Annotated in this window: 23 protein-coding genes; 17 read left to right on the top strand and 6 right to left on the bottom strand. The window is 60.4% G+C overall.

The window, feature by feature from the left end; genetic code table 11:
• Positions 1-38: 38 nt before the first annotated feature.
• The 4 genes from H8K11_13740 to H8K11_13725 form a co-directional block, all read right to left on the bottom strand.
• Positions 39-1,232 carry an efflux RND transporter periplasmic adaptor subunit gene (locus tag H8K11_13740; protein ID MCS6264812.1) on the bottom strand — a complete coding sequence of 398 codons (1,194 nt, stop codon included), beginning with the start codon at positions 1,230-1,232 and terminating at the stop codon, positions 39-41.
• Positions 1,222-1,869, bottom strand: a complete 648-nt coding sequence (locus H8K11_13735) for a TetR/AcrR family transcriptional regulator (protein ID MCS6264811.1) — start codon at positions 1,867-1,869, stop codon at positions 1,222-1,224. The genes H8K11_13740 and H8K11_13735 overlap by 11 nt, the downstream gene beginning before the upstream one ends.
• Positions 1,870-1,992: 123 nt before the next feature.
• A complete protein-coding gene (locus H8K11_13730) occupies positions 1,993-2,532 on the bottom strand; it encodes a hypothetical protein (protein ID MCS6264810.1) in 540 nt (179 codons plus the stop codon).
• A 1-nt stretch (position 2,533) separates the two neighbouring features.
• On the bottom strand, positions 2,534-3,076 hold the full coding sequence (locus H8K11_13725; GenBank protein MCS6264809.1) for a hypothetical protein: 543 nt from the start codon (positions 3,074-3,076) through the stop codon (positions 2,534-2,536).
• 142 nt (positions 3,077-3,218) lie between these two features.
• Between H8K11_13725 and H8K11_13720 the strand changes: the two genes are divergently transcribed.
• The 15 genes from H8K11_13720 to H8K11_13650 all read left to right on the top strand — a co-directional run bounded on the left by H8K11_13720 (position 3,219) and on the right by H8K11_13650 (position 19,378).
• The gene (locus H8K11_13720; protein MCS6264808.1) at positions 3,219-3,716 is read left to right on the top strand and encodes a sulfopyruvate decarboxylase subunit alpha; all 498 of its coding nucleotides are present in this window, start codon (positions 3,219-3,221) and stop codon (positions 3,714-3,716) included.
• Positions 3,713-4,291 carry a sulfopyruvate decarboxylase subunit beta gene (locus H8K11_13715; protein MCS6264807.1) on the top strand — a complete coding sequence of 193 codons (579 nt, stop codon included), beginning with the start codon at positions 3,713-3,715 and terminating at the stop codon, positions 4,289-4,291. The genes H8K11_13720 and H8K11_13715 overlap by 4 nt, the downstream gene beginning before the upstream one ends.
• Positions 4,292-4,360: 69 nt before the next feature.
• Positions 4,361-5,455 (top strand): aminotransferase class V-fold PLP-dependent enzyme, encoded by a 1,095-nt coding sequence (locus H8K11_13710; protein ID MCS6264806.1) that lies wholly within the window; start codon positions 4,361-4,363, stop codon positions 5,453-5,455.
• Positions 5,452-6,171, top strand: coding sequence for a phosphocholine cytidylyltransferase family protein (locus H8K11_13705; protein ID MCS6264805.1), 720 nt, complete (start codon positions 5,452-5,454; stop codon positions 6,169-6,171). The genes H8K11_13710 and H8K11_13705 overlap by 4 nt, the downstream gene beginning before the upstream one ends.
• A 140-nt stretch (positions 6,172-6,311) precedes the next feature.
• Positions 6,312-7,763: a CDP-alcohol phosphatidyltransferase family protein gene (locus H8K11_13700; protein MCS6264804.1), complete on the top strand. Its 1,452-nt coding sequence runs from the start codon at positions 6,312-6,314 to the stop codon at positions 7,761-7,763.
• The gene (locus H8K11_13695) at positions 7,756-8,751 is read left to right on the top strand and encodes a flippase-like domain-containing protein (protein ID MCS6264803.1); all 996 of its coding nucleotides are present in this window, start codon (positions 7,756-7,758) and stop codon (positions 8,749-8,751) included. Before H8K11_13700 ends, H8K11_13695 begins: the two co-directional genes overlap by 8 nt.
• A 226-nt stretch (positions 8,752-8,977) precedes the next feature.
• Entirely contained in the window at positions 8,978-10,141 is a 1,164-nt protein-coding gene (locus H8K11_13690) for a glycosyltransferase (protein ID MCS6264802.1), read from the top strand.
• Positions 10,142-10,158: 17 nt separating this feature from the next.
• Positions 10,159-11,370, top strand: coding sequence for a glycosyltransferase family 4 protein (locus H8K11_13685; protein MCS6264801.1), 1,212 nt, complete (start codon positions 10,159-10,161; stop codon positions 11,368-11,370).
• The gene (locus tag H8K11_13680; protein MCS6264800.1) at positions 11,367-12,476 is read left to right on the top strand and encodes a glycosyltransferase family 4 protein; all 1,110 of its coding nucleotides are present in this window, start codon (positions 11,367-11,369) and stop codon (positions 12,474-12,476) included. The genes H8K11_13685 and H8K11_13680 overlap by 4 nt, the downstream gene beginning before the upstream one ends.
• 62 nt (positions 12,477-12,538) lie before the next feature.
• Complete coding sequence (locus H8K11_13675) at positions 12,539-14,083, top strand: oligosaccharide flippase family protein (GenBank protein MCS6264799.1); 1,545 nt, start codon at positions 12,539-12,541, stop codon at positions 14,081-14,083.
• A 7-nt stretch (positions 14,084-14,090) separates the two neighbouring features.
• Positions 14,091-15,005 (top strand): glycosyltransferase family 2 protein, encoded by a 915-nt coding sequence (locus tag H8K11_13670; protein ID MCS6264798.1) that lies wholly within the window; start codon positions 14,091-14,093, stop codon positions 15,003-15,005.
• Positions 15,002-16,336 carry a DUF2088 domain-containing protein gene (locus tag H8K11_13665; GenBank protein ID MCS6264797.1) on the top strand — a complete coding sequence of 445 codons (1,335 nt, stop codon included), beginning with the start codon at positions 15,002-15,004 and terminating at the stop codon, positions 16,334-16,336. The genes H8K11_13670 and H8K11_13665 overlap by 4 nt, the downstream gene beginning before the upstream one ends.
• Positions 16,337-16,408: 72 nt before the next feature.
• Positions 16,409-18,061 (top strand): glycosyltransferase family 39 protein, encoded by a 1,653-nt coding sequence (locus H8K11_13660; protein MCS6264796.1) that lies wholly within the window; start codon positions 16,409-16,411, stop codon positions 18,059-18,061.
• Between the two features lie 246 nt (positions 18,062-18,307).
• Positions 18,308-18,745 (top strand): Hsp20/alpha crystallin family protein, encoded by a 438-nt coding sequence (locus H8K11_13655; GenBank protein MCS6264795.1) that lies wholly within the window; start codon positions 18,308-18,310, stop codon positions 18,743-18,745.
• A gap of 435 nt (positions 18,746-19,180) precedes the next feature.
• A complete protein-coding gene (locus H8K11_13650) occupies positions 19,181-19,378 on the top strand; it encodes a hypothetical protein (protein MCS6264794.1) in 198 nt (65 codons plus the stop codon).
• Between the two features lie 58 nt (positions 19,379-19,436).
• Here the strand turns inward: H8K11_13650 and H8K11_13645 are convergent, their stop codons facing one another.
• Both H8K11_13645 and H8K11_13640 read right to left on the bottom strand, forming a co-directional pair.
• Positions 19,437-20,468: an alpha/beta hydrolase gene (locus H8K11_13645; protein ID MCS6264793.1), complete on the bottom strand. Its 1,032-nt coding sequence runs from the start codon at positions 20,466-20,468 to the stop codon at positions 19,437-19,439.
• Positions 20,469-20,610: 142 nt separating this feature from the next.
• Positions 20,611-20,994: a PilZ domain-containing protein gene (locus H8K11_13640; protein MCS6264792.1), complete on the bottom strand. Its 384-nt coding sequence runs from the start codon at positions 20,992-20,994 to the stop codon at positions 20,611-20,613.
• 151 nt (positions 20,995-21,145) lie between these two features.
• Here H8K11_13640 and H8K11_13635 point away from each other — a divergent pair, with 151 nt between their 5' ends.
• Positions 21,146-23,152, top strand: coding sequence for a carbon starvation protein A (locus tag H8K11_13635; protein ID MCS6264791.1), 2,007 nt, complete (start codon positions 21,146-21,148; stop codon positions 23,150-23,152).
• Positions 23,143-23,688 carry a YajQ family cyclic di-GMP-binding protein gene (locus H8K11_13630; GenBank protein MCS6264790.1) on the top strand — a complete coding sequence of 182 codons (546 nt, stop codon included), beginning with the start codon at positions 23,143-23,145 and terminating at the stop codon, positions 23,686-23,688. The genes H8K11_13635 and H8K11_13630 overlap by 10 nt, the downstream gene beginning before the upstream one ends.
• The last annotated feature ends 86 nt before the right edge of the window (positions 23,689-23,774 follow it).

Here is a 23,774-nt window from a genome sequence, read left to right as displayed (position 1 = left end):
CTGCCGTCAACGCAGGAGGTCCCTTCACTTGGTGCCTGTTACGACTCACGCTTCACGGCATCCATCGGCTGCGTCTGAACCGCCGCGCCCTCGCTCACCAGGTCTTTGCCGGAGACAATCACCTGTTCGTCCCCCGTGAGGCCCTTCACCACTTCGACGCGATTGTCTGAGCGGGCCCCCAGTTCAACCGGGACCTGATGGGCCTTCCCGTCTTTGACGACATAGACGTATTGTGACTCTTCGAGCCGGCTCACCGCATCCAGGGGAATCTGAATCGCCTGGGGATGTTTTCCCACCAGGACTTCGACGCGGGCGAACATGCCGCCCTTGAGCCGATGATCTTTGTTGGGGAGGTCGACCTCGACGGTCATGGTGCGGGTGGCGCGATTGAGTGCCTGCACGATGCGGGTCACCGTGCCTTCAAAGACTTCGTTCGGGTAGGCTTCGGCGCGCACATCCGCGCGCTGCCCGACCTTCACCAGCGGCACATCCTTCTCCACGACCTCGATCAGGGTGCGGACGGTTTCGACGTCATGCACACTTAAAATTCCTCGCGACATCGTGGACGTGCTGGCGGTGGTGCCGCTCACATAGGCGCCGGGGTCGAGGTTGCGTTCCGCGATATAGCCGGCAAACGGGGCACGGATGGAGGCATAGGCCAGATTGGTGACGGCCTGGGCCAAGGCGACGTCCATCTGTTGCACCTGCGCTCGCAAGGAGTCCTGTAAGGCCAGCGCCGCGTCGCGATTCACCAGCGCGGTATCCAGGTCCTGCTGGGAGACGAACTGGTCCTTGATCAAGGCCTGCATGCGGTCGAGCGTGAGGGCGGCGTTGCGCACGGCCGCCTCCTGCTGCACGACCTTGGCCTTTGCGGATAGGAGATTAGCCTTAGCCTGATTGACCGCGTGTACATAGTCGGTGTGATCGATTTCGACGAGCAGTTGATTGGCTTTCACCAGGTCGCCTTTATCCACATAGATCTTGGCGATGTAGCCGTCCACGCGGGAGAAAATATTCACGAGCTGATTGGGAATGAGGTCGGCGGTGTAGGTTAATCGTACGTCCAGGTCCTGCTTGATGGGACTCATGGTGCCGACGGTGAGAATCCGGTTTTTCCGGGGATCGCTCTTGGCTCCGCTGCTGAGGCGGAGCGCGACCAGCGCTATGACGGCCACAAAGAGCATGATGCCGAGGGTCACGATCGGATGCCGTCTGATGAGATTAGCGGACACGCGACAGCCCTCGCTTCCTGGATGTGGATGAACGCCGCAATCCGTTCAGGAACAGTTCCACGTAGGTAGAGACAATCTCCTTGTGCGGGCAATGCAACGGCACATCGAAAATATCATGCAGCAGCCGGTGGTGGACGACCATCCCGATGAAGGCGCGCGCGGCCAGCAGCGGATCGATCTCGCGGAACGCGCCTTCCTCGATCCTGGTCCGAATGTATCCTGCCAGGTAGTCGTAGAACCAGCGGTGCTGCTTGCCGAAAAACATGTCGGCCAGTTCGTGGCCCTCTAACGCGCTGAAGAGCAGCAGTCGCAGCATGGTGGGATCGGCGCCGGGACGGATGCGGTATCCGGCGATGAGGGTGAAGACCCGCTGATCGTCACGTTTGCGGGCGACTTCTTCGACGGCGCTCAGCAACTCGCTGAGCGGGGCCTTTTCGGCAAGGATGGCGGTATAGAGCGCTCGCTTGGTCGGGAAATATTTGAACACCAGGGCTTCGCTGACGCCGGCGGCGCGCGCGATGGCCTTGGTGGTCGTGCCCTTGAAGCCCTTGGCTGCGAACAGACTGGCGGCCGAGGCGATCAGGCTGGCCTGGCGGTCTTGGCCCGGATTGCGGGAGAGGGCGGTCGTCGGCTTCATGCGCTCGTCGATCAGGTGAGTGAGTGGTTACTCACCTGTCAGGCTATCACGGGCCAACTCGGCAAGACAAGAATCTCGCTGGTTTCGGGACGACGTATTCGGCCATGGAGGAAGGGAACGGCCTTAAAACGTCGAAGGCGAATTGCCTTCGTTGAACTTCGCACGAAAGGCTTCGCTCTCGAAGAAGATGACGCCCTGGCTGGTGCGCAGGTCATAGCGGAGAATGATTTCGCTTTCGTCACCCTGCCAGTTGAAAAACTTCACGGCGCCGCCCGCGACCTGGCCGGGAGTCTGGTCGAGAGGGCCGAATCGTTCCTGCAGGTAACTCAGTATCCGGTCGTGGGCCTCTTTGCCGCTGTATCGCACCATGACTCGCGCGAATTTCCCATCGACGGTGCTGAACTTCATCGAATCGACCGTCGCCGAACCCAATGTCCGGTCGGCGGATTTCAGTTCATAGGTCTGGACCCGGCCTGTGTCTTCGACCTTCACGAACGTGTCGGATTCGGAGAACGACGCACCCCAGGGAATGCCTTCGAACCCGTTCGGGTCGTTTTGCATGGGGACGGCCAGCGCCAGCGCGACCGGAAGCAGCAGCGCGGCAACGAACGCGGTGAGGGCCGTGGGCCATTGTCCAGGAGTGATGAAGAGGGGCTGAGCCATGTTATTCCGCCGTATCCGACATCCGGTCCTGAAATCTCGGCGCGAGGTTGCGACTTTCGATAAAGATAAAGCCCCGGTCCCGGTTGGCCTCATAGGTGAGGCTGATCTCGGTATCCGTCCCGCGCCAGGTGTATTGCTGGTTCAGGCCCCGCATCATCTGCCCGGGGATCCGCTCGATCCTGCCATAGGACCGTTCGAGGAATTGCAGCACGTGCGCGTGGGCTTTCGCGCCATTGTACCGAATAGTTACCCGCGCAAACTGATCATCGACGGTCGAAAGGTGGACGCTCTCGACCGGAATATCGGCATAGACCGGGGGATGATCGCGAAACTGGTAGTCAATCGTATGCGAATTGGATCGTGTTACCGTCAGTTCCGGAATGTCGGTGAGAGGGATCCCCCAAGTGAGTTGGCCGAAGCCATGAGGATCGTTTGCCATCGTGATGGCCTGTGCAGGCACGGCCACGATGAAGATGAGCGCACCGAGAAGCCCCAGGCGACGCGCCATGCGGAGAGAGGAGCATATCCAAAACGCGTTAGGCATGGCCTTCAATCGTTTCTCCCCAAACGCTATCACGGTTCTCGCGGTGACGGCAACTCGGTGGCGCTGTTCTTGTGAATGGAGGACCCCTTGGCTATAATGCGCCTTTTGTGCCTGGGCCGATGAGACACGAGGAGCAGGGGGCATGATCGAGAGCGATGTGTTTGTGCAAGCGCTCGAGAATCTGGGCGTGAATTTTTTCACCGGGGTGCCGGATTCGTTGCTCGGCGGCCTTATCGAAGAATTGTTGACGCGGAAGCTCTACACCCCTGCGGTGCGTGAGGATGAAGCGGTCGCCATGGCGGCGGGCGCCTACATGGCCGGGAAAGTTCCCGCTGTGCTCATGCAGAATTCCGGGCTCGGGACGTCGTTGAATACGCTCATTTCGCTGAACATGATCTATCGCCAGCCCTGTATCCTCCTGGTGTCCTGGCGGGGGTTCGAGGGCAAAGACGCCCCGGAACATCTGGTGATGGGCGAGACGATGCCGCAGTTACTCGACACCATGAGAATTCCACACCGGACGCTGTCGGAACCGACGATGCTGGACGATCTCCGGTGGGTGGGGCAGACCGTGATGAAGCAGCGTGTTCCGGTCGCGCTCCTGATTAAGAAGGGGATTATCAAGGGGTTGCATCCATGAGGCCCGAACAAGGCACCATGCAGAGTCGGGCGCAGGCCATGGCGGCGCTGCTCGAATTGCTGACCGATCAGCCGGTCATCATCTGCAATGGATTTCCCTCGCGGGAAGCCCACAAGCTTGCCGATCGCCCGACTCATTTTTACATGATCGGGTCGATGGGGAATGCGCCGGCCATTGCGCTTGGCGTGGCGCTCTCCAAGCCAGGCAAGCAGGTCATCGTCTTCGACGGCGACGGCAATGTCCTCATGGGGATGGGTACATTGGCCACGGTGGGCGCGCTGAAGCCGAAAAATTTCATCCATGTGGTGTTCGACAATGAAGTCTATGGTTCCACTGGAAATCAGCCGACCATCTCGAATGTCGTGCAGTTGGAGAAAGTGGCCAGGGCGGCAGGCTACGTCAACGTCGAGCGCGTATTGGACCGGGACGACCTCGTCTACGAATTTAAGGATATGTTGAAGAAAGAAGGCCCCAGCATGTTGCTGGTCAAGGTCAACGAGTTTGTCGAGGATGCCGGGCGGGTGGCGCTCGAGCCGCCGGCCATCACCGCTCGATTCATGAACGCAATTGAATAGCACCGATGTGCTGAGTGCGATGTGTGGGGCCGCTCCGCTCAGTCCCGATCCACAGCCTGAGGCATGAACATGATACTTCTAAATCCAGGTCCGGTGAACGTGAGCGAACGGGTGCGGCAGGCGTTGTTGCGTCCGGATATCTGCCATCGCGAGTCCGAGTTTTCAGATCTGTTGGGCCGTATCCAACACAAACTGCTGGCGGCGTTTGTGCCCGGGGCCGAATCCGACTACGTGGCCGTATTGTTGACGGGGTCAGGCACGGCGGCGGTAGAATCCGCGGTCATGTCCTGTCTGCCGATGGCCAAGCGCATGTTGGTCATCAACAACGGCGTCTACGGTGAGCGTTTATCCAGCATGGTCGGACTCCATCGACTCGGAGTCTCCGAACTCAAGTCGGAGTGGCACATTAAGCCTGATCCTGAGCGAGTCCGTTTGGCGCTACGCCAGCACCCCGAGGTGCATGCGGTGTCCATGGTGCACCACGAAACGACCACCGGGTTGATCAATCCGGTCAAAGAAATCGCAGAAGTCGTCGATAGTCTGAATCGGGTCTTTGTGCTCGACTCCGTCAGCGGCCTGGCCGGGGAACCGATCGATATTGCCGGGTCCCACATCTATATGGTGGCGGGGACCGCCGGCAAATGCATCCAGGGATTTCCGGGTGTGTCGTTCGTTCTGCTGCGCAAAGGATTCCTGGAACGGATGCGCAACTACCCCAAGCGATCCTGGTACCTCAACTTGACCCACTATATCGATGACCAGGGCAAAGGCATTGTGCCCTTTACCCCCGCCGTTCAAATTTACTATGCCTTTGAAGAAGCGTTGAGCGAGTTGCTGGAAGAGGGTGTTGCCAATCGGTTCCAGCGCTACAAGCGGGCGGCGGTACGCATTCGGGAACGGATGGCGACCCTGGGAGTCAAGACTTTGTTGCCGTCGGATTCGCTCTCGAATACGATCACGGCCTTTCACCTGCCTTCCGGCATCAGCTACGCCACGCTGCACGATCAATTGAAGGCACGCGGCTACGTCATCTACGCGGGACAAGGACAACTGGAATCCAAGATCTTCCGGATCGCCAACATGGGCGCCTTGACCGAGTTACAGATCGACGGGTTCCTGGGAGCCTTTGAGGAGGTGGTGACGGGAGCGGTTGCCCGCGCATGAAAGCGATCATCCTTGCCGCCGGAGTGGGGAAGCGTCTCTGGCCGGTGACCCAGCACAAGCCGAAATGCCTGATCGAGATCGGGGGGCAGACCTTGCTGTCCCGGTATCTCGAATCCCTGGCATCGGTGAAGATCCGGCAGGCCACCATCGTGGTCGGCTATAAGCAGGAAATGATCAGGGCCGCAGTCGGTTCGCATTGCCACGGGGTCGATCTTTCCTATTTGGTGAACGAGGAGTTCCACCGGGGCAGTATTTCCTCGTTATGGATTGCCCGGCCGGCGCTATCCGACGACGTGGTGATCATGGATGCGGATGTCTTGTTTCATCGCGAAATTCTCCGCCGGTTGGTGGCCTCCCCCTACGAGAACTGCCTGTTGATGGACGACACGGTGAAGCAAACGGGCGAGGAATGTATGGTCGTGGTGCAGGGCGATCGAGTAGTAGCCTTGAGCAAAAAGATGCCGGATCGGTACGATATTGCGGGCGAGGGAGTCGGATTTCTCAGGGTGCGACGGGCTGATACGGCCCACGTGATCGGCTCGCTCAAGGGCTATATCGATCAGGACCGCTGGGACATGGAATACGAAGACGGGTTGTTGCAGTATTTCCAGGACGTGAAGGTCGGACATGAGAAAATCGGCGGGTTGCCGTGGACGGAGATCGATTTCCCCGAGGACGTGACGAAGGCGGAGCGGGAGGTTCTGCCGCGGCTGTAAACGGAGGCGCGCCTCGCCTGAATCGGGAAGGCTTTCTCGTAAGATATCCGGCAGCTCTACCTATCGCGATGGATCTCCAGTTTTTTCCGAGATACGAATGACGAGAGACACATGACGAGCGACGAACGACGAATCCGACCATGAGTGAAAGTACACTGCAACGCGGGGCGGAACTTCAGGGATTGAGCACGGCCATTCTATTGCCGGGCGCCGGTCTGTTTGGAGATCGGCCGGGTCGTGGTCTGACCGACGTCGGTCCCTTAACCCCTATCGGCGGCTTAAGCTTGTTTCAACGTACCGTGCTCACGCTGCAACGCGGCGGCATGCGCCAATTGATCGTGCTGGCGGGCTCCGATGAAGAACTGCTCAAGCATGCCTTGGCACGGGGGGCCCGGGTGACGATTCCTGTGCGCTGGATGCCGGTGCGGGAGTTCCCGCTCGATGATCCGCGGACATGGGAATCACTGGCCACCGAAGTGCGGGGATTTTGTCTGATCGCAGGGGTGCAGGCTGTGTTCTCCAAGGGCTTGATCGAGCACTTGCGGCAGTCCGTGCGAGACGGCGAGGCGCTCGTTGTGACGCGGGAAGCCGGTCCGGTTGAGCCGGCCATGGGCCGCCGCAATCCGGTGGTGGCGTTTCAGGAAGGGCGGCTGATCTCGTTTCACAATCATCCGGGACAAGAGGGCCACCAGGTTGCCGCTGATTTGGTGGTGTTGCCGGCTAGTATTTTGACTCCGCCGAACGGAGCGGCCGCATCTCCTTCCGGTGCCGCAGAGCCGGCGGGCATGATTCCGGTACGACGCTGGCTGGAACGGGCGGCGGTGGAAGGGCGTGTCCGGGTGGTGGCAGCTGCGGCCCACGCAGGTCTGTGGTACCGGGACGTATGGGATCATACCAGCGCCGGATTGGCGGAGCGCACCCTCTTCCGCTCGTTGAAGGGTGAGGCTGAGGGATTCGTCGATCGCTATTTCAACCGGACGTTCTCGCGGCTGCTGACTCAACTGTTTCTGCGGATGAAGTGTTCGCCTAACGCCATCACGATGGTGGCGACGGCGGTCGGGATCATGTCGGCCGTGGGGTTCGGCATCGGGACGTACTCGGCGGGGATCGTGGCCGCGTTGCTGTTTCAATTGGCGGCGGTCATCGATTGTTGCGATGGCGAGGTGGCTCGGCTTACGTTTACCGAATCGCCGTTCGGTGCCTGGTTGGATATTGCCATGGACAATGTGGTGCATATGGCTATCTTTGCCGGGATCGCCTGCGGCGCGTATCTCCGGCAGGCCGGTACCGAAGGCGCCTGGGTTCCGTTGGCGCTCGGCGGAGCTGCGGTGTTCGGCAACATCATGTCGTTCTGGCTGGTTACAAAGGCGCAAAAAATCGGCGCGACGCGTGGTTGGAATACGCCCAAGCAGGCGGCCTGGTCCGACTTCATTCTGAAGAACGTCGCAAGTCGGGATTTTTCCGTGGTGGTCTTTCTCTTTGCGCTGCTGGATAAACTGGATTGGTTTCTGTGGATGGCCGCACTCGGCTCCACCGTCTTCTGGTTGATGATGGTCTGGGTGATTCGTCCCTCGGCACGGGCCCGTGCTTAAGGCGGCCCTCCTTCTGCTCGGGGCCCTGACGTTCTCTGTACTGGTCTGGCATATCGGCATCGGGCGGATCTACGAGGCGGTCACGCAACTCGGCCCCGCCGCCATGCTGGTGATTCTCCTCCCCTCGCTGCTCATGTACATTCTGGAAGCCTACGGATGGCTGGTCACGCTCGGCGCGTGGGCGACGAACGTGCCCTTCTGGCGCGTGCTGGCCATTCGCACCGCCGGAGAGGTCGTGAACATGACGACCCCCACGGCCTACGTGGGCGGAGAGCCGCTTAAGGCGTTTCTCCTCAAACGGCAGGGCGTGCCGATCGTGGAAGGGCTGGCCTCGGTGGTGACGGCGAAGACCACGATGACGATCGCCCAGATTCTCTTTATCCTGTCCGGCATCGGGCTCGCGTTCTGGCTGTTGGGCGCGGGAGGATCGGTAGGACAAACCGCCATGGCCGGCCTTGTCTCTGTCGGGCTGCTGGGGTTCGGGGTCGGCGCGTTCGTGGTCGTGCAACGCCAGGGCATGTTCGGGTGGATCCTGAAGATACTGCGGCGCCTTGGTCTGCGCATTCAATATCTGGAATCGCGTGAGCAACAACTGCTGGACTTGGATCGCACCATCGCCGGATTTTATGCGACGCAGCGCTCCGCCTTTCTCCTTTCGACCGGGCTGTTTCTCCTGGGATGGCTCGCGGAAGCGCTGGAAGTGTTCGTCATGATCCTCTGTCTGGGCCAACCGGTCACAGTGTTGTCGGCCCTGGCGATCGGAGCCCTCGCGGTGCTGATCAAAGGGGGCACCTTCTTCATCCCGGGGAGCTTAGGTGCGCAGGACGCCGGCAATCTCTTGCTGCTGACGGCGTTCGGGTATGGAGATGTGACCGGAATCACCTTTGCCCTGTTGCGGCGCTTTCGGGAATTTGTCTGGATTGCCATTGGGTTGGCGTGCCTTGCCATGCTCCCAAAGGGCGAAGAGCCTCCGGTTCCTGCCCCCTGATCTGTATTCCGGCCGTCGGCCATTTCACACAAAAATACCCGTCCTTTTTCCTACAACCGCCTCGTCACGGGACGATGGTTGTCGCCATCCCAACCATTTTTTGCCCGTTATGGCGTGAACTGGATGAAAACGATTCTCTTGCTACACTTATGTGGTTGGAGATTCCTTGTGCCGACCGGCGGCGCGGCTGTCGGGAGACCGAAGGCCTGACATTGTAGGGAAAACCATGCAACCACCATATAAGCGCGCTCCTCCAGCCCCACCGGCTGTGCAGGAGGGTAAGACTGTGACCAGCGCGGATCGGGTAGGCGACCGAATGCTGCCGCCTCTGGAGGACCCGGCCGAGGCCTTGCGATTTTGTCGCGCCTTGGCTTCGGCGCTTGAACGTGCCTCCGACGGCGAGAGACATGCCCTCACACCGGCAAACTTCGCGGCCATGATGGGACAGGCGGAGCCATCGACGGGTCGGCCTGAGCTCTCCGTGATCATCCCGGTTTTCAATGAGGAGGAGAATCTCCTCACGCTGCATGGCCGCCTCACCAGAGCGTTGGTGAATCTGGGAATGGAGTATGAAATCGTTCTGGTGGACGACGGCAGTCAGGACCAGAGTCCGGACATTTTGCGAAGGCTGGAAGCGGAGGATCAACGGATCGTCATCGTGGAGTTTGCGCGGAATTTCGGGCATCAGGTGGCGATCAGTGCCGGGCTTGAGCAGAGCCGTGGACGAGTCGTCTGCATTATGGACGCCGACCTGCAGGATCCCCCCGAGGTGTTGCACACCTTTCTGGCCAAGTGGCGGGAGGGCTGGGAGGTCGTCTATGCCATCCGGACCGAGCGTAAAGAGTGGTGGGGGAAGCGATTGGCCTATGCGGGGTTTTATCGCCTGCTGCAGCGGGTGGCCAACATCGACATCCCATTGGACGCCGGAGATTTTTGTGTCATGGACCGGCGAGTGGTGGACCTCCTGGTGCGCATGCCCGAGCGCAATCGTTTTGTCAGGGGGATTCGGAGTTGGGTGGGGTTCAAACAAATCGGCGTGCCCTACGAACGCCACGCCCGCCATGCGGGGGCGCCCAAGTACACGTTCAGGAAGCTCCTCTATCTCGCGCTGGACGGACTGATCTCCTTCAGCCATATGCCGCTGCGCATCATTACCCTCCTGGGGTTCAGCGTGTCGTTCCTGTCGTTCCTTGTAGCGTTGTTCTATCTGGTCAAGAAGTTCACGCTGGGCACCGGCGTGCCAGGCTTTACCACACTGGTCGTCTCCATCTTTTTTCTCTCGGGCATTCAACTGATGACGATCGGGGTCATCGGCGAGTACATCGGCCGGATTTCCGACGAGGTCAAACGGCGCCCACTCTACGTAGCTCGCCGGGTGACGAGGAGATAGTCGCCATTCGTATTCTCATGTTCGATAATGAGTTTCCTCCGCTGGGCGGCGGCACCGGCGTGGTGAACTATCACCTGTTGCAGGAGATGGCGTCGCATCGGGATGTGGTCGTAGACCTGGTGACCTCTTCACGGACCAAGGCGAGGTATGAGAGCGAGCGGTTTGCGGAGCGGATTACGATCTATAAAGTTCCCGTCGACAATCGGAACATCCACCATGCGACCAATCGCGAGTTGTTGCGGTACAGCTGGCGAGGCCTGCGCATGGCGCAGCGCCTTCTGCGCGCCCATCGGTACGATGTCAGCTTTGCCTTTGCCGGAGTGCCGGCAGGGGCGATCAGTTGTCTGCTGCGGTTGACCCACGGTCTGCCGTACGTGTTGTCGCTTCAAGGGCCGGACGTGCCCGGTTTCGAAGCGCGCTACGCCTACCTCTATCCGGTGCTGACGCCGTTGATCAAACGGATTTGGCGGCATGCGGGAGCCGTGACGGCTATCAGTGGGGAGCAGGAAGCCTTGGCGCATCGCACGCTGCCGGGTCTGCCGCTGGTAACGATTCCCAATGGCGTCGATACCACTCTGTTCACTCCCATCCATCTGGAATCCAATCGGCCATTCACGATTGTCTGTGTCGCGCGCTTGATCGAGCGCAAGGGGCAACATCATCTGCTGAAAGCATTTGCGCAATTGCGGGCCACCTGTGAGCAGCCGCTACAGCTGCTATTCGTGGGTACCGGCGATGCCGAGACCGTGTTACGGGAGTCGGCGGACCGCCTCCAAGTGGCGGACTCTGTGATTTTCAAGGGATTCGTTGGGCGGGACCGGATGCCGGCTGTGTACCAAGAGGCAGATGTGTTTGTGTTGCCGTCCGAGCAGGAGGGCATGTCGATTGCGTTGTTGGAGGCGATGGCGTCCGGGTTGCCGGTCATTGTGACCGACACGGGAGGAACCGCGGAGTTGGTGACGAAGGGGAAGAACGGCGAGATTGTCCCCTGGGCCGATGTGCCGGCGCTGGTGCGCGCCATGAGGGAGTTGCTGCAGGCCGATGACCTGCGACGACGGATGGGTGCGGAGAATCGCCGGCGGGTGCTCCAATTTGGGTGGCCCGCGCTCGCGACCAGGTATCTCGAATTGTGCGCGAGCGTGATGGCACCCGCGCCGGCAGCCAGGCCGGTGGTCGGTCGCTCCACTGCGGACACCGATGGCGGGTGGCAGAGGGAGCCACGGGCATGAGCGCGCGGCCGCATATCTGCATTCTGACGAGCCAGTACTTCGACTGGGGGATCTACGGCGGATTCGGGAGCATGTCCCGGAAATTGGCCGAGAGTCTTGTGCGCTCTGGCCACCGGGTCAGCGTCATTGTTCCCGGGCGACAGGGACAACAGCCGAGTGAAACGATCGGCGGGGTGGAGATCCGGAGTTTTTCACCACGAAACGTCGTGGCGGCCTGCCGCCTGATTCGGGAATCCACCGCCGATATTTTTCATTCGCAGGACCCAACCGTCCTGACCTATCTGGCGCAACGTTTCCACCCACGACGCGCTCACCTGGTAACGAGCCGCGATCCGCGCGAAATGAGCGACTGGTGGGTTGAATTCCTGTATGCCACCCCGATGCGTCGCCTCTTGACTCCCCTCAACTACCTGACCGAATCCGGGTTGTTGGTCAGGCGGGCTGTGCGTCGGGCTGACGCGGTGTTCTGTCCGGCCCATTTCCTGAAGGAGAAGGTCAAGCGCCTCTATGGTCTATCGGTCTTGCCGACGCTGCTGCCCAATCTCATCGATGTTCCCGCCACACTGCCCACAAAAAGTGCGCGCCCCACCATTACTTTTGTGGCGCGGTGGGACAAGCGCAAACGGCCCTGGCTGTTCCTGGAATTGGCCGCGCAGTTCCCGAAGTACCGGTTTGTGGCGGTGGGGCAGGGGAGTGCCTCGGCTGAATCCGGTTTCGACGCTCAATTGCGCAGGAAATTTCGTGATGTGCCCAATCTCGAGATGCCGGGGCTGATCAATCGTTTTCGTGAGCCGGAGCGGATGCACAAGATTCTGTCGGACACGTGGATCTTTGTCAGCACCGCAGTCCGAGAGGGGCTTCCGTTAACCTTTCTGGAAGCGGCGGCATACGGCTGTCCGATCATCAGCCGGGTGGATCCGGACCAGTTTGCCTCCCGATTCGGGAAGCAGGTGCACGACGATGACTATGCGTCCGCGATCCGCACTCTGTTGGCCGAGTCGCCGTTGGAGAAAGGCCGTGCAGCCTACGACTACGTACGGGAGACGTACGAAACTTCCACGGCTCTGGCGGCTCATCAAACACAGTACGAGCGGTTTGCGGCCTGATCGTTCAGGTGTTCGTCCCGTCTCCCCTTTGAGGCCTCTGCGGTCGATCGGAAACAAGATTCATGTCGGCGCAAGCGGTTTCTAAAGGTATCCTATCCATCGGCAGTTGGTCGGTGGTGAAAATGGCCACCTCGGCCTTGGTGTTGCCGACCCTCGCCCGCATGCTCGGCATCGAAGGTTACGGACAGTATGCCTATTACATGGCCCTTCTGTTGCTCGCCTCTCAATTCGCCAATGTCGGCATGATGCAGACCATGACGAAACGTATCGCGGAGCAACCGGAGGACGTGGCCTGGTGCCGGGCCGTGGCGCACGCGGGGGCGTTGATCAATGCGGTAGGCCTGCTGTCGGTGAGTGTCGTGGTGGGCCTGGTGGTCGGGACGACTGCTCCGTCCGGGACGGCGGCCCTGCCTATCGCGTTGGTGATCGTCGGCGTGTTGATGTTCGACCAGGTGTGGTTTTATGCGCGCGGTGTACTCCACGGTCTTCGACATGAGGAGCGTGCGGCGATCCCAGGCATGATCGGCGTGGTATCGGCAGGCCTGTTGGGCGTGCTGGCGGCCACGGCCGGTTTGGGCGTGACCGGCGTGTTTGCCGGGTTATTGACGGCTAATCTCTTTGTGGCCATGGCCTGTCTCAGGGCGGTACTGAAGGTATTGAGCGGGGGCGAATGCCGGGAGTCTGGTCGGACTGTCTCCTCAGTGACAGGACCTCTGTTGCGCTTCGGGCTGCCGGCCATGCTGTTTTCGGTGCTGAATATGGCCCTCTGCTCGTTGGATGTGATTCTGGTTCGGCACCTTGCCGGCGAGGCGCAGGCAGGTCTTTATGCGGCGGCGATTCAGTGGTCGCAATTCGTGTGGTTCATTCCGATTGCGGTCGAAGGCGTCATGTTGCAGGCGACGGCGCGCCTGTGGGCGGAGCAACGGGTGGATGAGGTGAGCCAGTTGGTCGGCAGGCTGGTACGGTACGTGGTGGTGGGGACGACGTTCCTACTCCTGTTGGTCGCGGTCCTGGGTGAGCAGATCGTGACGGTCTACTTCGGCCCTCGTTTTGCCGATGCTGCCCTGGGATTGCGTCTGTTGGTTCCGGGGGCTTTGTGTTACGCGGTGGCGCGTGTGTTGTGGCCGGTTATTCAAGCAGGCGGGGAGGGGGGACATTTGGTCCGCCTCATCGGGATGATCGTGCTGGTGGATGTGGGGCTCTGTGCAGGCTTGATTCCGCTCTGGGGCGCTGCCGGTGCGGCGCTGGCCACGTCCATCTCGTTTGCCTTGGTGGCAGTGGGATATGTCTGGATGCTGCATCGGCGGCGAGTTCAGGTCTTTGAGCAGGTTCATCTGTTCCGGTGGCTGCTGTTGTCGATGGGCACGGCCCTGGCTATCGCTCTGGTGACAGTATGTGTGACGCCGCCGCTGCTCTCAATTCTTGTCGGGGCGGTGGTGGGGACAGTCCTGTACTGGGGTGGGGTCTTCCGGCTCGGGCTTGTGCAGGTCGAAGAGATCGAACTGATGGTGCGCAGTCTGCCGAGCGCGTTCCGCCTGACAGGGGAACGGCTGTTCCGGTACCTCGCACCGGTGTTGCTGCGCCTCAAGGCCGCAGCGTGGAGTTAGGTGGTCTATGCCGTTGGATCGACACAAGATCTCAGTCATCGTGCCTACGGTGGGGCGGGACTCGCTGGCACTCTGCCGGACTGCGTTGGAAGGGCAGACCAGGCCGCCGGATGAGATTGTTATCGTCGTCGATGAACTCCGACGAGGTGTGGTATGGGCCAGAAATGAGGGCATTGCCAGATCCTCGGGTGACGTGATCGCGTTTGCGGATGACGACGTGATTCCACCCGCGGATTGGCTGGAACGGCTGGTCGGGGCCCTCGATCGCTGCGATGCCGCAGCGGCGGGAGGCACGTTCCAGGAGACCGATCCGCTGCTGGACGCGATCCGTCGCCGTAATCCCTTTCCCGAACGGGAACAGATGGATCACGGAGGATTGGTCGGCAACAGCGGGAATCTGATGATTCGACGGGAGTGGCTGGCGCGATGTCAGCAGGAGGATGGGTACGTGTTCAACCCCTGCTTCGGAGGTTCCGGGGAGGACTGGGAATTGATGTGGAGACTGCGGAAACGAGGGGCCAGGATGGTCTACGTGCCCAGCCAGGTACAGCATTTGCGGCGAGCGGCGGTCGGGCAGCATTTGCGTCATTCGTTCCAACGGGGAGTCGGTATCGCGAGGCTTTTTCTAGTGATGCGTTGCGATCAGAGCGGGGTCGTGCCGCAGGATAGCCTGTTGTGGGGGAAGGGGGGGCGGAGGACAGATCCCCGCTGGTTCCAGGCCCTGTGGATCAAGCTCATCGGCCCATTTGACGGGAAGGGGTTTCAGTCCAGGCGACAATTCTGGGTGTTTTGGCTTGGAGAAAAATGTCAGGCCGCCGGATTCCTCTGGGAGCTGATGACGGGTTTGATGTCTAAACGGCCTGTCCCTCGCCGAGCGGTTCCGCAAAGCGCCGGGTCTGCGGCGATGGGGCCCAAGTCATGACCAGGATGCAGTTGCGCACGAAAGCATGGTTCGGGGATGAAGAGTTGACGATCGACTTCCCCACGTCGTGGAAGCTGATCGAAATCGGTCCCCGGGATGAACCGGCGCTGACGGTGGAGGCCATGCGGGAGTGCCTCTCTCGGCCCATCGGGACACGCAGGTTGTCTGAGATTGCCAGAGGCAAGCGCAATGCCGTGATCGTAGTCGACGATCTGACCAGGCCGACGCCGGGAGCCGATCTGCTTCCGCTTCTCGTGGAGGAGTTGACGAGCGGGGGGATCTCCGCGCGCGACATTACGGTGATGTTGGCGGGTGGTACGCACCCGCCGGCCCTGGCCGACGAGAGGGCCAAGAAGGTCGGATCCCGGCTGTCATCGGCGGTGAAGGTCCTGGCTCATGACAGTCGGGTCGATCTGGTGAATTGTGGACGATCGCCTGCCGGGATCCCGCTCCATATCAATCGACTGGTGATGGAGAGCGAGGTCAAGATCGGTGTGGGCTGCATCTATCCCCACCCGGTAGCGGGATTTTCCGGTGGCGCCAAGATCATACTCCCGGCCGTCTGTGGCGTGGAGACCACGCGGATGATGCACGACTATCTGCGCGGTTCGCGCGAGCGCGGCGGGTCCATCCAGACGGAGTTGCGGCAGGATATGATCGCCGTGGCACGGCGGGTCGGGCTCGATGGTATTGTGAATGTCACCCTCAATCGTCACCGCGCCATCTGCGGTCTGTTCGCGGGGGATGTCGTTCAGGCGCATGAAGCAGGCGTCCGTGCAGCGCAACGGCTTTACGCCGTGCCGATGTGTCCGGAAGCGGAGGTCGTGGTGGCGGACATGTATCCCTTCGACACAAGCTGGCAGTTTGCGCAGGATCGAGGAATGTGGCCGGTTGAGCAGGCGACAGGAGAAGTCTCCCGGGTGGTTATTGCCGCCTGTCCTCTTGGCATGGGCACCCATGAATTGTTTCCCGTAGACAGTCCGCTCTGGTCGCGCATTGCCAGACGGCTCAGCCATTTTCGCCTGGCCGATCTCGATCGGCCCCTTGAGAAACTGAGAACGGTGGCCCAATTAATCCGCCGGAAGCAGCATCACCTCATGGTGTTGTCGCCAGGCTTGAATGGGCAGGACCTAACGTCCATGTTCCCCCATGCGCAGCGATTCGGAGATTGGCCGACTCTCAGGGCCGCCCTTCTGGCGCGCCATGGCGAGGGACCTGTGACCGTGGCGGTCTATCGATGCGCTCCGTTTCTCATTCCAACCGCAACCGTACTGGGGCAGGAGGTTGGAGTGTCGGAGCCGACCCTCACCGGGCAACCGACCTCGGCGTGAACAGGAAGGAACGGAGGATATCGTCCTCCGCGATGCTTCGACGACCGGTCCGTTTCCGGAACTTCATCCGCTATGCCTATCGCCTCTCACATTCCGCGGCCGCCCGACGACGGCCATGGTGAAGGCCCTAACGAGTTCGACTCCGTGGCGGCCGTTGCCTCACCTGCGGCCGGTTCCCTGGTTGAACGGCTCGACTCCGCTTCATCGGTTGTAGACGGTCTGGTTGCCGGATTCTTATTCTTGTTCGTGTTCGGCAGCGGCCTGATACATGTCGAAAGTTTCCCTCCGTTATGGTTCGACGAAGGCTGGACAGTCTGTGTCGCTCGCACATGGGTCGAGCTGGGGCATTACGGGTGCCTGCTCCGCGGCGAACCGGCGCCACCCTCATTGGCTGCGCATTTCCCGGTAGTGGCCTCGGTGGCGGCGAGTTTTACACTGTTCGGTGTCGGTGTCTGGCAGACGAGACTGGTGGGACTACTCTACACCTTTGTCGCCTTTCTGCTCCTCTATGCATTGGCCCGTCGCCTCTATGGCCGGTCAGTCGCAATTGCTGCCTTGGCGCTGCTGCTCCTTGTGCCTCTGAAGTGGTCGATCCATCCCCTGTATATTGGTCGACAAGTGCTGGGCGAGATGCCGCTCTTGTGTTCCCTCTTGGCCGGGTATGTCTGCTTTCTCAGGAGCACACACCGGCCGTTCTGGCAGGTTGCTGCGATTGGATGCTGGGCGCTGGCGTGGATGACCAAGGCGCAGGTCGCGCCGTTTCTCGTCGCCTCCATGGCCGGGACCATGGTGCTCATGAGTCTTCGCGGGGATTGGTCGGTTGTCGGCCGGCTGGCCGTCGCCCTGATCGGTTCATGGGGTGGATGTCGACTTCTTATTGAAGCCAAGGACTGGTTGTTGGCAGGCCACATCATGCCGCATCCGCCCGTAGACGGAATGACAGAAGCGATTGCGTTGGTGTTCGTACCGTCTATTCGTCTTGAGACGATTCGATACCTGTTCCTGTCGTGGCCGGAGTATCCGCTCGGTCTTGCCTATGCGGCCTGGCGTGTGCGCGGAACTTCCGGTTCCGTTGCCAAGGTTTCTGTTGAACAGACGGTGCAGACCATGCTGCTGCTGCTGGCAGGGAGTTGGTTGGCCTGGTTTGCGTTTCTCAGCGCCGGTGAACCGCGCTATGCCCTGCCCGGGTTGTTTCTTGCGGCGCCCTTCACGGCAGCGCTCTTTCACGATTTCACCAGAGGATTCGATGTGGCGTTCCTGGCGAGGACTCTGACCGGCCTCCTGCGAAGCAGGCATGTGACGAGTCAGGGAATCAAGGCGGTCGTCGTCGTCATGCTCCTGGTGATGATGGGGTGGGTTGCCGTGCAGGAGCGCTATGCGTTTCGCGCGCGTGAGGACGATCGTGACCTGTTTGCGGTGACGCACTACCTGAATACGGCTACGCCGCCGACGGCAGTGATCGAGACCTATGACAGCGAACTGTTTCTATTTCTGCAGCGATCCTATACCTATGCCCCGCCCCGCGTCCTGGTTGAGATCATCCGGCGCGAACAGGGAGAGGCGAAGGCCGTCACGTACGATCCGTTGGAGAGCAGGCCGGACTATCTCGTGGTCGGGGAGTACGGTCGATGGGCCGGATTTTACAAGCCGTTGATCGCGCAAAACCGGGTGCGACTCGTGACCACCATCGGGCGTTATCAAATCTATGAACCGGTGCGCTCCTAGGCACCGTACTTCCCACCCGCGTCCTTTCCGCTCTCCGATCTCTTGAAATTTTCCCCCTTGACTTCACCCGCGGCAGGATTATTTTTTTCCGTTGCTGATGCTTAACCGGATGGATGGGAGGCAATCCCAGTCTGGAGAAGCAACGGCGGCGGTGAATGCCCCGCTTCTGCTTCGACCCAGCGATCCATCCAAACCAACTCACATCAACCATTAGACTGACCTCTCAAGAGAGAGGAGGAGGACGGTATGACCAGTTATCATGCAGCATTGGTAGCACCTATCGGGCAAGACTCCTTCGACCGACAAATCGATCGGTTACTGGAGGATGCGGTGAGCGCGTTCGGCGTAAGCGGAATAGCGTGGGCTCCGGCCAGTAATGCTTGGGAAGATGACAACGGATTTTATGTGCAGGTGGCGCTCCCAGGGTGGGAGCCGCAAGACGTCTCGCTCGAGGTGGCCAAGCACGTGCTTTCCATCAAAGGCGAGCGCAAGGAACAATCCGAATCGGCCAGAACCGTTCATGTCAAAGAGATTGGCGATGGTCGATTTATGCGGCTCTTCCGGTTGCCGACCTACATTGATTCCGAGAAAGCGTCGGCTGTGCAGAAGAACGGCTTGTTGACCGTGACGTTCCCCAAACGGGAAGAAGCGAAGAGTCGACGGATCATGATCGAAGGGACCTAATCGTCCCACGGTCTCGTGCTGAAGGCATGCGAAGAGCACGGATCTCCACACCGTATTCCTCTCCTGCCTTCCTCGGAATAACCGGTTTTTCCTGGAGGCCTCACCGATTCCCACGATCGGCGAGGCCTCTTTCCCCTCCCCGGCGATCTATGCCGGGGTTACTCGGGACTGTGGCGGGCGAGATGCGAAAGGAGGGTACATATGAACTATGGAGACATAGTGAAGAGCTGGCGATGTATAGGCGGCCGTTCACGGCGTGGTATGGATGGTCGGCAGGGCGCGATCTCCCTTGCCCGCCTGCGAGACTGGTGGCGGACGGGACAAGCCAAGGGGTGGGACGAGCGGAGGGAAGAGCACTACCAAGTTCGCCCAGTGACCCCATGGTCACACGGCCTGTTCTGATAAGAGGCCTATTAAAAAGGAGTAGTACTTAAAATGAACAGAAAGGAGGTGAACACGATGATGGATTTGAGTCTGGTTCTTGATGCCGGGCTGACGGTGTTAGGCGCGATCGCGGTGCTATCGATGGGACTCTGGACGTTGTCTTCCGAGTCCAGCACCGTGTCCACCTCTCAGCAGCCGTCGGTTCCGATGAATGCGTATGGCGAAATGCAGTTGCCCAAGGCGGCTTGATCGCTCGCTTAACATGCCCGATCAGAAAAGGAGCGTCCCGATGCCTTCCCCTCGGATGTCACTTATCTGTGGGGAAGGCACCTCTGGGCTGGCGAGGGGAACTCCGCTCGCGATCGATCAGTTGGCGCACGGCATGCGTGACGAGCGTCGGCTGGTCGAATTGAACGAAATGACCGCTCTGGTCGGCAAACACCTGGCGGCTGTTGGAGGAAAGCTTGGTTAGCTCCTGCTGCAGATCCAGCCACATTTTCCTGAACTTGGTCGGGTTCACCTGGCCTGGCATATCCGGCCACCACAGGGGGCCGGTTGCGGTGATGACGACCAACGGAAGATCGCCGAGTGAGCCGGTGTGGCGCACCTGTTCCAGCGTTTCAATCAGCGCATCGCTTTCATCGGTCAACGTGGCGAAATAGCCGGTCCTCAGCCAGCCTGCACGTAGCATCGGTCGAATCTCCGCGGGTACCTTCTCTTCCTGTCCGGTCAACAGCGGCGGCAGTTGGTCATACGAGGCCATCAGGCGTGGAATGCCCAGCATGGTCATGGCGCGAATGACGGGGAGCATCGATTTGCCGGCATTGGCGAAGGATCGGAACTCCGCCTGGCGCATCTCCGATTCATGCCCCGCATCGACCAGCACCATGCCGACGACATCCCGGGGATGTTCTTCGCGGTAGAGCCGGGTGATGAAGCCACCGAGCGAATGGCCTACGAGAATGTAGGGGCCCGGGACGCCGGCGCGAGTCAGCAACTGGTGCAGTTCGTGCGCCAACCGACGGCCGGTGCGGGGCAACGGGCCGCGCTCACTCCAACCGAGGCCGGCGCGATCATAGGCGCAGACGCGGGTCATGCGTGCCACTTCCGGTTGCACCGTGCTCCAGTAGAGCGACCAGCCGGGCGCGGCTGCCTCCAGCACAACCGTCGGACTGCCCTGACCCATGCAGTAGAGATGGAGCCGGTGACCGCCGATGTCGATCAGCCGGCCGATGGGAGGATGCTGCTTCCGATCGAGCATCATGCCGACGATTTGATACAGGGCGCCGATTGTTGCCAGCGCCACCAACACACCGAGAAACCATTTCAGTCCACGCATGGGGACATGATCACCCGCAGGAGGTGTCGTAAGCAAACCGGTACGCGTCGAAATGTTGCCCGAGTCCGGGCGAGCGGTACTCCCGATGAACAGCTCTGCGACCAAGCGAGGAGACTGCCGGGCGCACAGTCTTCTCGATGCTTCAGACGGAATAGTGTTCCTGCAAGTGGTCGCGCTGAAAACGCACGATGTACCTGATCAGCAACTCCCGGTTTTGACTGGTCATCCTAATGAAGCGGGCGTGGAGGCGGTGTGCACCACCCGGGATTGGAAGGGGATCAAGGCGCAACACCTCGATAGAGGATTTGAAGGGAACCTGGTCGGGCAGGAGGAGTGTGACGGAAAGAATTTCCCCGGATTTGTAGAGTGTCGTGACCGTCACGCCGATCCCGCCGCCACTGAGGTTGACGGATTTCTCAGTGAATTCACCCTCCGCGTCGTCCGTCTCAAGCTGAATGCAGATGGGCAGGAGGACGGTGATGCGATAAAATTCGCGGCGTTCTCTCCCGGACGGCTGTAAAGGCATGTCGGGCGGCATGGTGTAAGCAGTATAACAAAGTCGTCCCGCACCTTGCCCTTCAGCATGACGCTGCGCCTCTTCGCCTCCGAGCTTTTGAGCGATGCGGGTTGGGTCCGCGTCGCTCCCATCTCCTGCCGTTTATGCTAGGATGCCGCGCATGAAAATGGCGTATCGTCTGCTCTGGGCGCTCCTCTCTGTTCTAGGTGCCGTGGCATTGGCCCATGTCACCGGCTTGGTGAATCCCCACGAAAAAGTGAACGGGTTATGGCTCGTGGTGGCCGCAGCCTGTATCTATGTGTTGGCCTATCGGTTTTATGGTCGTTGGTTGGCGCGTCGCGTGGTGCAACTGGACGATGCTCGTCTGACCCCGGCCGTGCGCTTGAATGACGGCGTCAATTTCCACCCCACCAACCGGGTCGTGTTGTTCGGCCATCACTTTGCGGCGATTGCCGGGGCCGGGCCGTTACTGGGACCGGTGTTGGCGGCGCAGTTCGGGTTTCTCCCGGGTTTTCTCTGGCTCGTGATCGGCGCGGTGCTGGCGGGGGCGGTACAGGATTTTATCATCCTGGTCGCCTCGATGCGGCGCAACGGCCGCTCACTGCCTGAAATTGCCCATGACGAACTCGGTTCCATCACAGGGACTGCGACGGCGGTGGCGGTGCTTTTTATTGTCGTCGTGGCGTTGGCGGGGCTGGGTTTCGCGGTGGTGAATGCGCTGTACCACAATGCCTGGGGCACGTTCACCATCGCCATGACGATTCCCATCGGATTCATCATGGGTTTCTATCTCCAGAAGTTCCGCCCCGGCGCGGTGGCTGAAGTGTCGGTGATCGGGGTGGTGCTGTTGGTGGCGGCGGTGCTCTTCGGGCGTGTGGTGGGGCAGTCGTCTCTTGCCTGGCTCTTCGAGTTCGAGAAGCCGGCGCTGGTCTGGTTGCTGGCCGGGTATGGTTTCCTGGCTTCGGTGTTGCCCGGCTGGATGCTGTTGGTGCCGCGTGGCTATCTGTCCACCTTCATGAAGCTCGGCGTGGTGTTTTTGCTCGGTTTCGGGGTGATCCTCATGGCGCCGACGATCGAGATGCCGCGTGTGACCGCCTTCGCCCATGGCGGCGGGCCGATTATTCCCGGCACGTTGTTTCCGTTTCTCTTTATTACGATTGCCTGCGGGGCCGTGTCCGGCTTTCATTCGTTGGTGTCCTCCGGCACGACTCCGAAGATGATTGAGCAGGAGTCGCAGGCCGTGGTGGGCTATGCGGCGATGCTGCTGGAAAGCTTTGTCGGGGTGATGGCGCTGATTGCGGCGTCGGTGCTGATCCCCGGCGATTACCTGGCGATCAACACCATGTTGTCGGCGGAGACATTGACGGCAATGGGTTTTGCGCCTTCCCGCATCGCGGAGTTGTCGCAGTTGGTTGAGGTGAATGTGGCGGGACGGCCGGGCGGGGCGGTGTCTCTGGCGGTGGGCATGGCCTCCATCTTTTCGGCGCTGCCGGGCATGACCGGGTTGATGGCCTATTGGTATCAATTCGCCCTGGTGTTCGAGGCGCTGTTCATTCTGACGACGATCGATACGGGGACCCGTGTGGCGCGATATCTGATCCAGGAAATGGCCGGGCGCATCTATGCGCCGTGTCGACAAATGAACTGGTGGCCGGGCGTGTTATTGAGCAGTGCCTTTGTGGTGGGCTCGTGGGCCTACCTGATCGGGACGGGCAGCATTTCGACCATCTGGCCGATGTTCGGCGCCGCCAATCAACTGCTGGGGACGCTCGCGCTTTGCATCGCGACGACGGTGTTGATCAAGATGTGGAAGTCGCCCTATCTCTGGGTGACGGCGCTGCCGATGTTATTCGTGGGAGGCATTACGCTGGCCGGTTCGTATGAGATGTTCTGGATGTTTCTGGCGAAGGCAGCGACGCTTGCGGCGGGACAGGCCTTTGCGCTGTATCTCGATGCCGTGCTGGTGGCGGTGGTGGCGATGCTGGGCCTGGTCGTCTTGAGCGACAGCCTGAAGCAGTGGTATGGGTATGTGATTCTGAAGCGGCCGTTCAGCAGCAGTGAAGTGATCGCGACGGCCGGCGGTGGATCGGCCGGTCATGTGCGGACGGCAATCCATCGGCATGAAGAGCGTGGGTTCAAGCTGCCGCCTGGCGGAGGATGCTGTTAGACGCAGTGCGTCTGACGATGCAGGAGAAGGAGGGGACCGTGGCTGACCAATCGTCGTTCGATGTGGTGTCGGAAGTGAATATGCAGGAGATGAAGAACGTCGTCGATCAGGCGACGAAGGAGATCAAGCAGCGCTTCGATTTCAAAGACTCGAAGACCGAGCTGACGTTGAAGGAGAAGGAAAAGGAATTGGTCGTTCTCTCGGACGACGAGTACAAGCTGAATGCGGTCAACGAGATCATCAAGACGAAATGCGTGAAGCGTGGAGTCTCGCTGAAGGCATTCGAGTACGGCAAGATCGAGGAGGCGCTCGGCGCCACGGTTCGGCAGGTGATCAAGATTCAAAGCGGCATTTCCTCGGAGAAGGCCAAGGAGATCACCAAGGCGGTGAAGGAGTCCAAACTGAAGGTGCAGGCGCAAATTCAAGGCGAGCAGGTGCGCGTGATCAGCAAAAGTAAGGATGATCTGCAGGCGGCGATAGCCTTCCTGAAGGGGAAGGATTTTGGGATTGATCTGCAGTTCACCAACTACCGCTAGCCTGGGATGGTGAAACAGGCCTCCAGCTTCGTTCTCGCGTCGATCAGCGGCTCGACGTACAAGCACAGTACGCCTCGCCTCTTCTC

It is taken from the genome of Nitrospira sp. (assembly GCA_024998565.1).
GTDB lineage: Bacteria > Nitrospirota > Nitrospiria > Nitrospirales > Nitrospiraceae > Nitrospira_A.
This window is presented reverse-complemented; position numbering and strand designations above follow the sequence as displayed.

What these genes read in the sequence shown, in the direction of transcription:
- H8K11_13675 (MCS6264799.1), top strand. Translation starts at nt 12,539, where the DNA reads ATGTCGGCGCAAGCGGTTTCTAAAGGTATCCTATCCATCGGCAGTTGG.
- H8K11_13655 (MCS6264795.1), top strand. Translation starts at nt 18,308, where the DNA reads ATGACCAGTTATCATGCAGCATTGGTAGCACCTATCGGGCAAGACTCC.
- H8K11_13685 (MCS6264801.1), top strand. Translation starts at nt 10,159, where the DNA reads ATGTTCGATAATGAGTTTCCTCCGCTGGGCGGCGGCACCGGCGTGGTG.
- H8K11_13650 (MCS6264794.1), top strand. Translation starts at nt 19,181, where the DNA reads ATGAACAGAAAGGAGGTGAACACGATGATGGATTTGAGTCTGGTTCTT.
- H8K11_13665 (MCS6264797.1), top strand. Translation starts at nt 15,002, where the DNA reads ATGACCAGGATGCAGTTGCGCACGAAAGCATGGTTCGGGGATGAAGAG.
- H8K11_13670 (MCS6264798.1), top strand. Translation starts at nt 14,091, where the DNA reads ATGCCGTTGGATCGACACAAGATCTCAGTCATCGTGCCTACGGTGGGG.
- H8K11_13680 (MCS6264800.1), top strand. Translation starts at nt 11,367, where the DNA reads ATGAGCGCGCGGCCGCATATCTGCATTCTGACGAGCCAGTACTTCGAC.
- H8K11_13640 (MCS6264792.1), bottom strand. Translation starts at nt 20,994, where the DNA reads ATGCCTTTACAGCCGTCCGGGAGAGAACGCCGCGAATTTTATCGCATC.
- H8K11_13635 (MCS6264791.1), top strand. Translation starts at nt 21,146, where the DNA reads ATGAAAATGGCGTATCGTCTGCTCTGGGCGCTCCTCTCTGTTCTAGGT.
- H8K11_13715 (MCS6264807.1), top strand. Translation starts at nt 3,713, where the DNA reads ATGAGGCCCGAACAAGGCACCATGCAGAGTCGGGCGCAGGCCATGGCG.
- H8K11_13725 (MCS6264809.1), bottom strand. Translation starts at nt 3,076, where the DNA reads ATGCCTAACGCGTTTTGGATATGCTCCTCTCTCCGCATGGCGCGTCGC.
- H8K11_13700 (MCS6264804.1), top strand. Translation starts at nt 6,312, where the DNA reads ATGAGTGAAAGTACACTGCAACGCGGGGCGGAACTTCAGGGATTGAGC.
- H8K11_13735 (MCS6264811.1), bottom strand. Translation starts at nt 1,869, where the DNA reads ATGAAGCCGACGACCGCCCTCTCCCGCAATCCGGGCCAAGACCGCCAG.
- H8K11_13645 (MCS6264793.1), bottom strand. Translation starts at nt 20,468, where the DNA reads ATGCGTGGACTGAAATGGTTTCTCGGTGTGTTGGTGGCGCTGGCAACA.
- H8K11_13720 (MCS6264808.1), top strand. Translation starts at nt 3,219, where the DNA reads ATGATCGAGAGCGATGTGTTTGTGCAAGCGCTCGAGAATCTGGGCGTG.
- H8K11_13705 (MCS6264805.1), top strand. Translation starts at nt 5,452, where the DNA reads ATGAAAGCGATCATCCTTGCCGCCGGAGTGGGGAAGCGTCTCTGGCCG.
- H8K11_13630 (MCS6264790.1), top strand. Translation starts at nt 23,143, where the DNA reads ATGCTGTTAGACGCAGTGCGTCTGACGATGCAGGAGAAGGAGGGGACC.
- H8K11_13710 (MCS6264806.1), top strand. Translation starts at nt 4,361, where the DNA reads ATGATACTTCTAAATCCAGGTCCGGTGAACGTGAGCGAACGGGTGCGG.
- H8K11_13730 (MCS6264810.1), bottom strand. Translation starts at nt 2,532, where the DNA reads ATGGCTCAGCCCCTCTTCATCACTCCTGGACAATGGCCCACGGCCCTC.
- H8K11_13690 (MCS6264802.1), top strand. Translation starts at nt 8,978, where the DNA reads ATGCAACCACCATATAAGCGCGCTCCTCCAGCCCCACCGGCTGTGCAG.
- H8K11_13660 (MCS6264796.1), top strand. Translation starts at nt 16,409, where the DNA reads ATGCCTATCGCCTCTCACATTCCGCGGCCGCCCGACGACGGCCATGGT.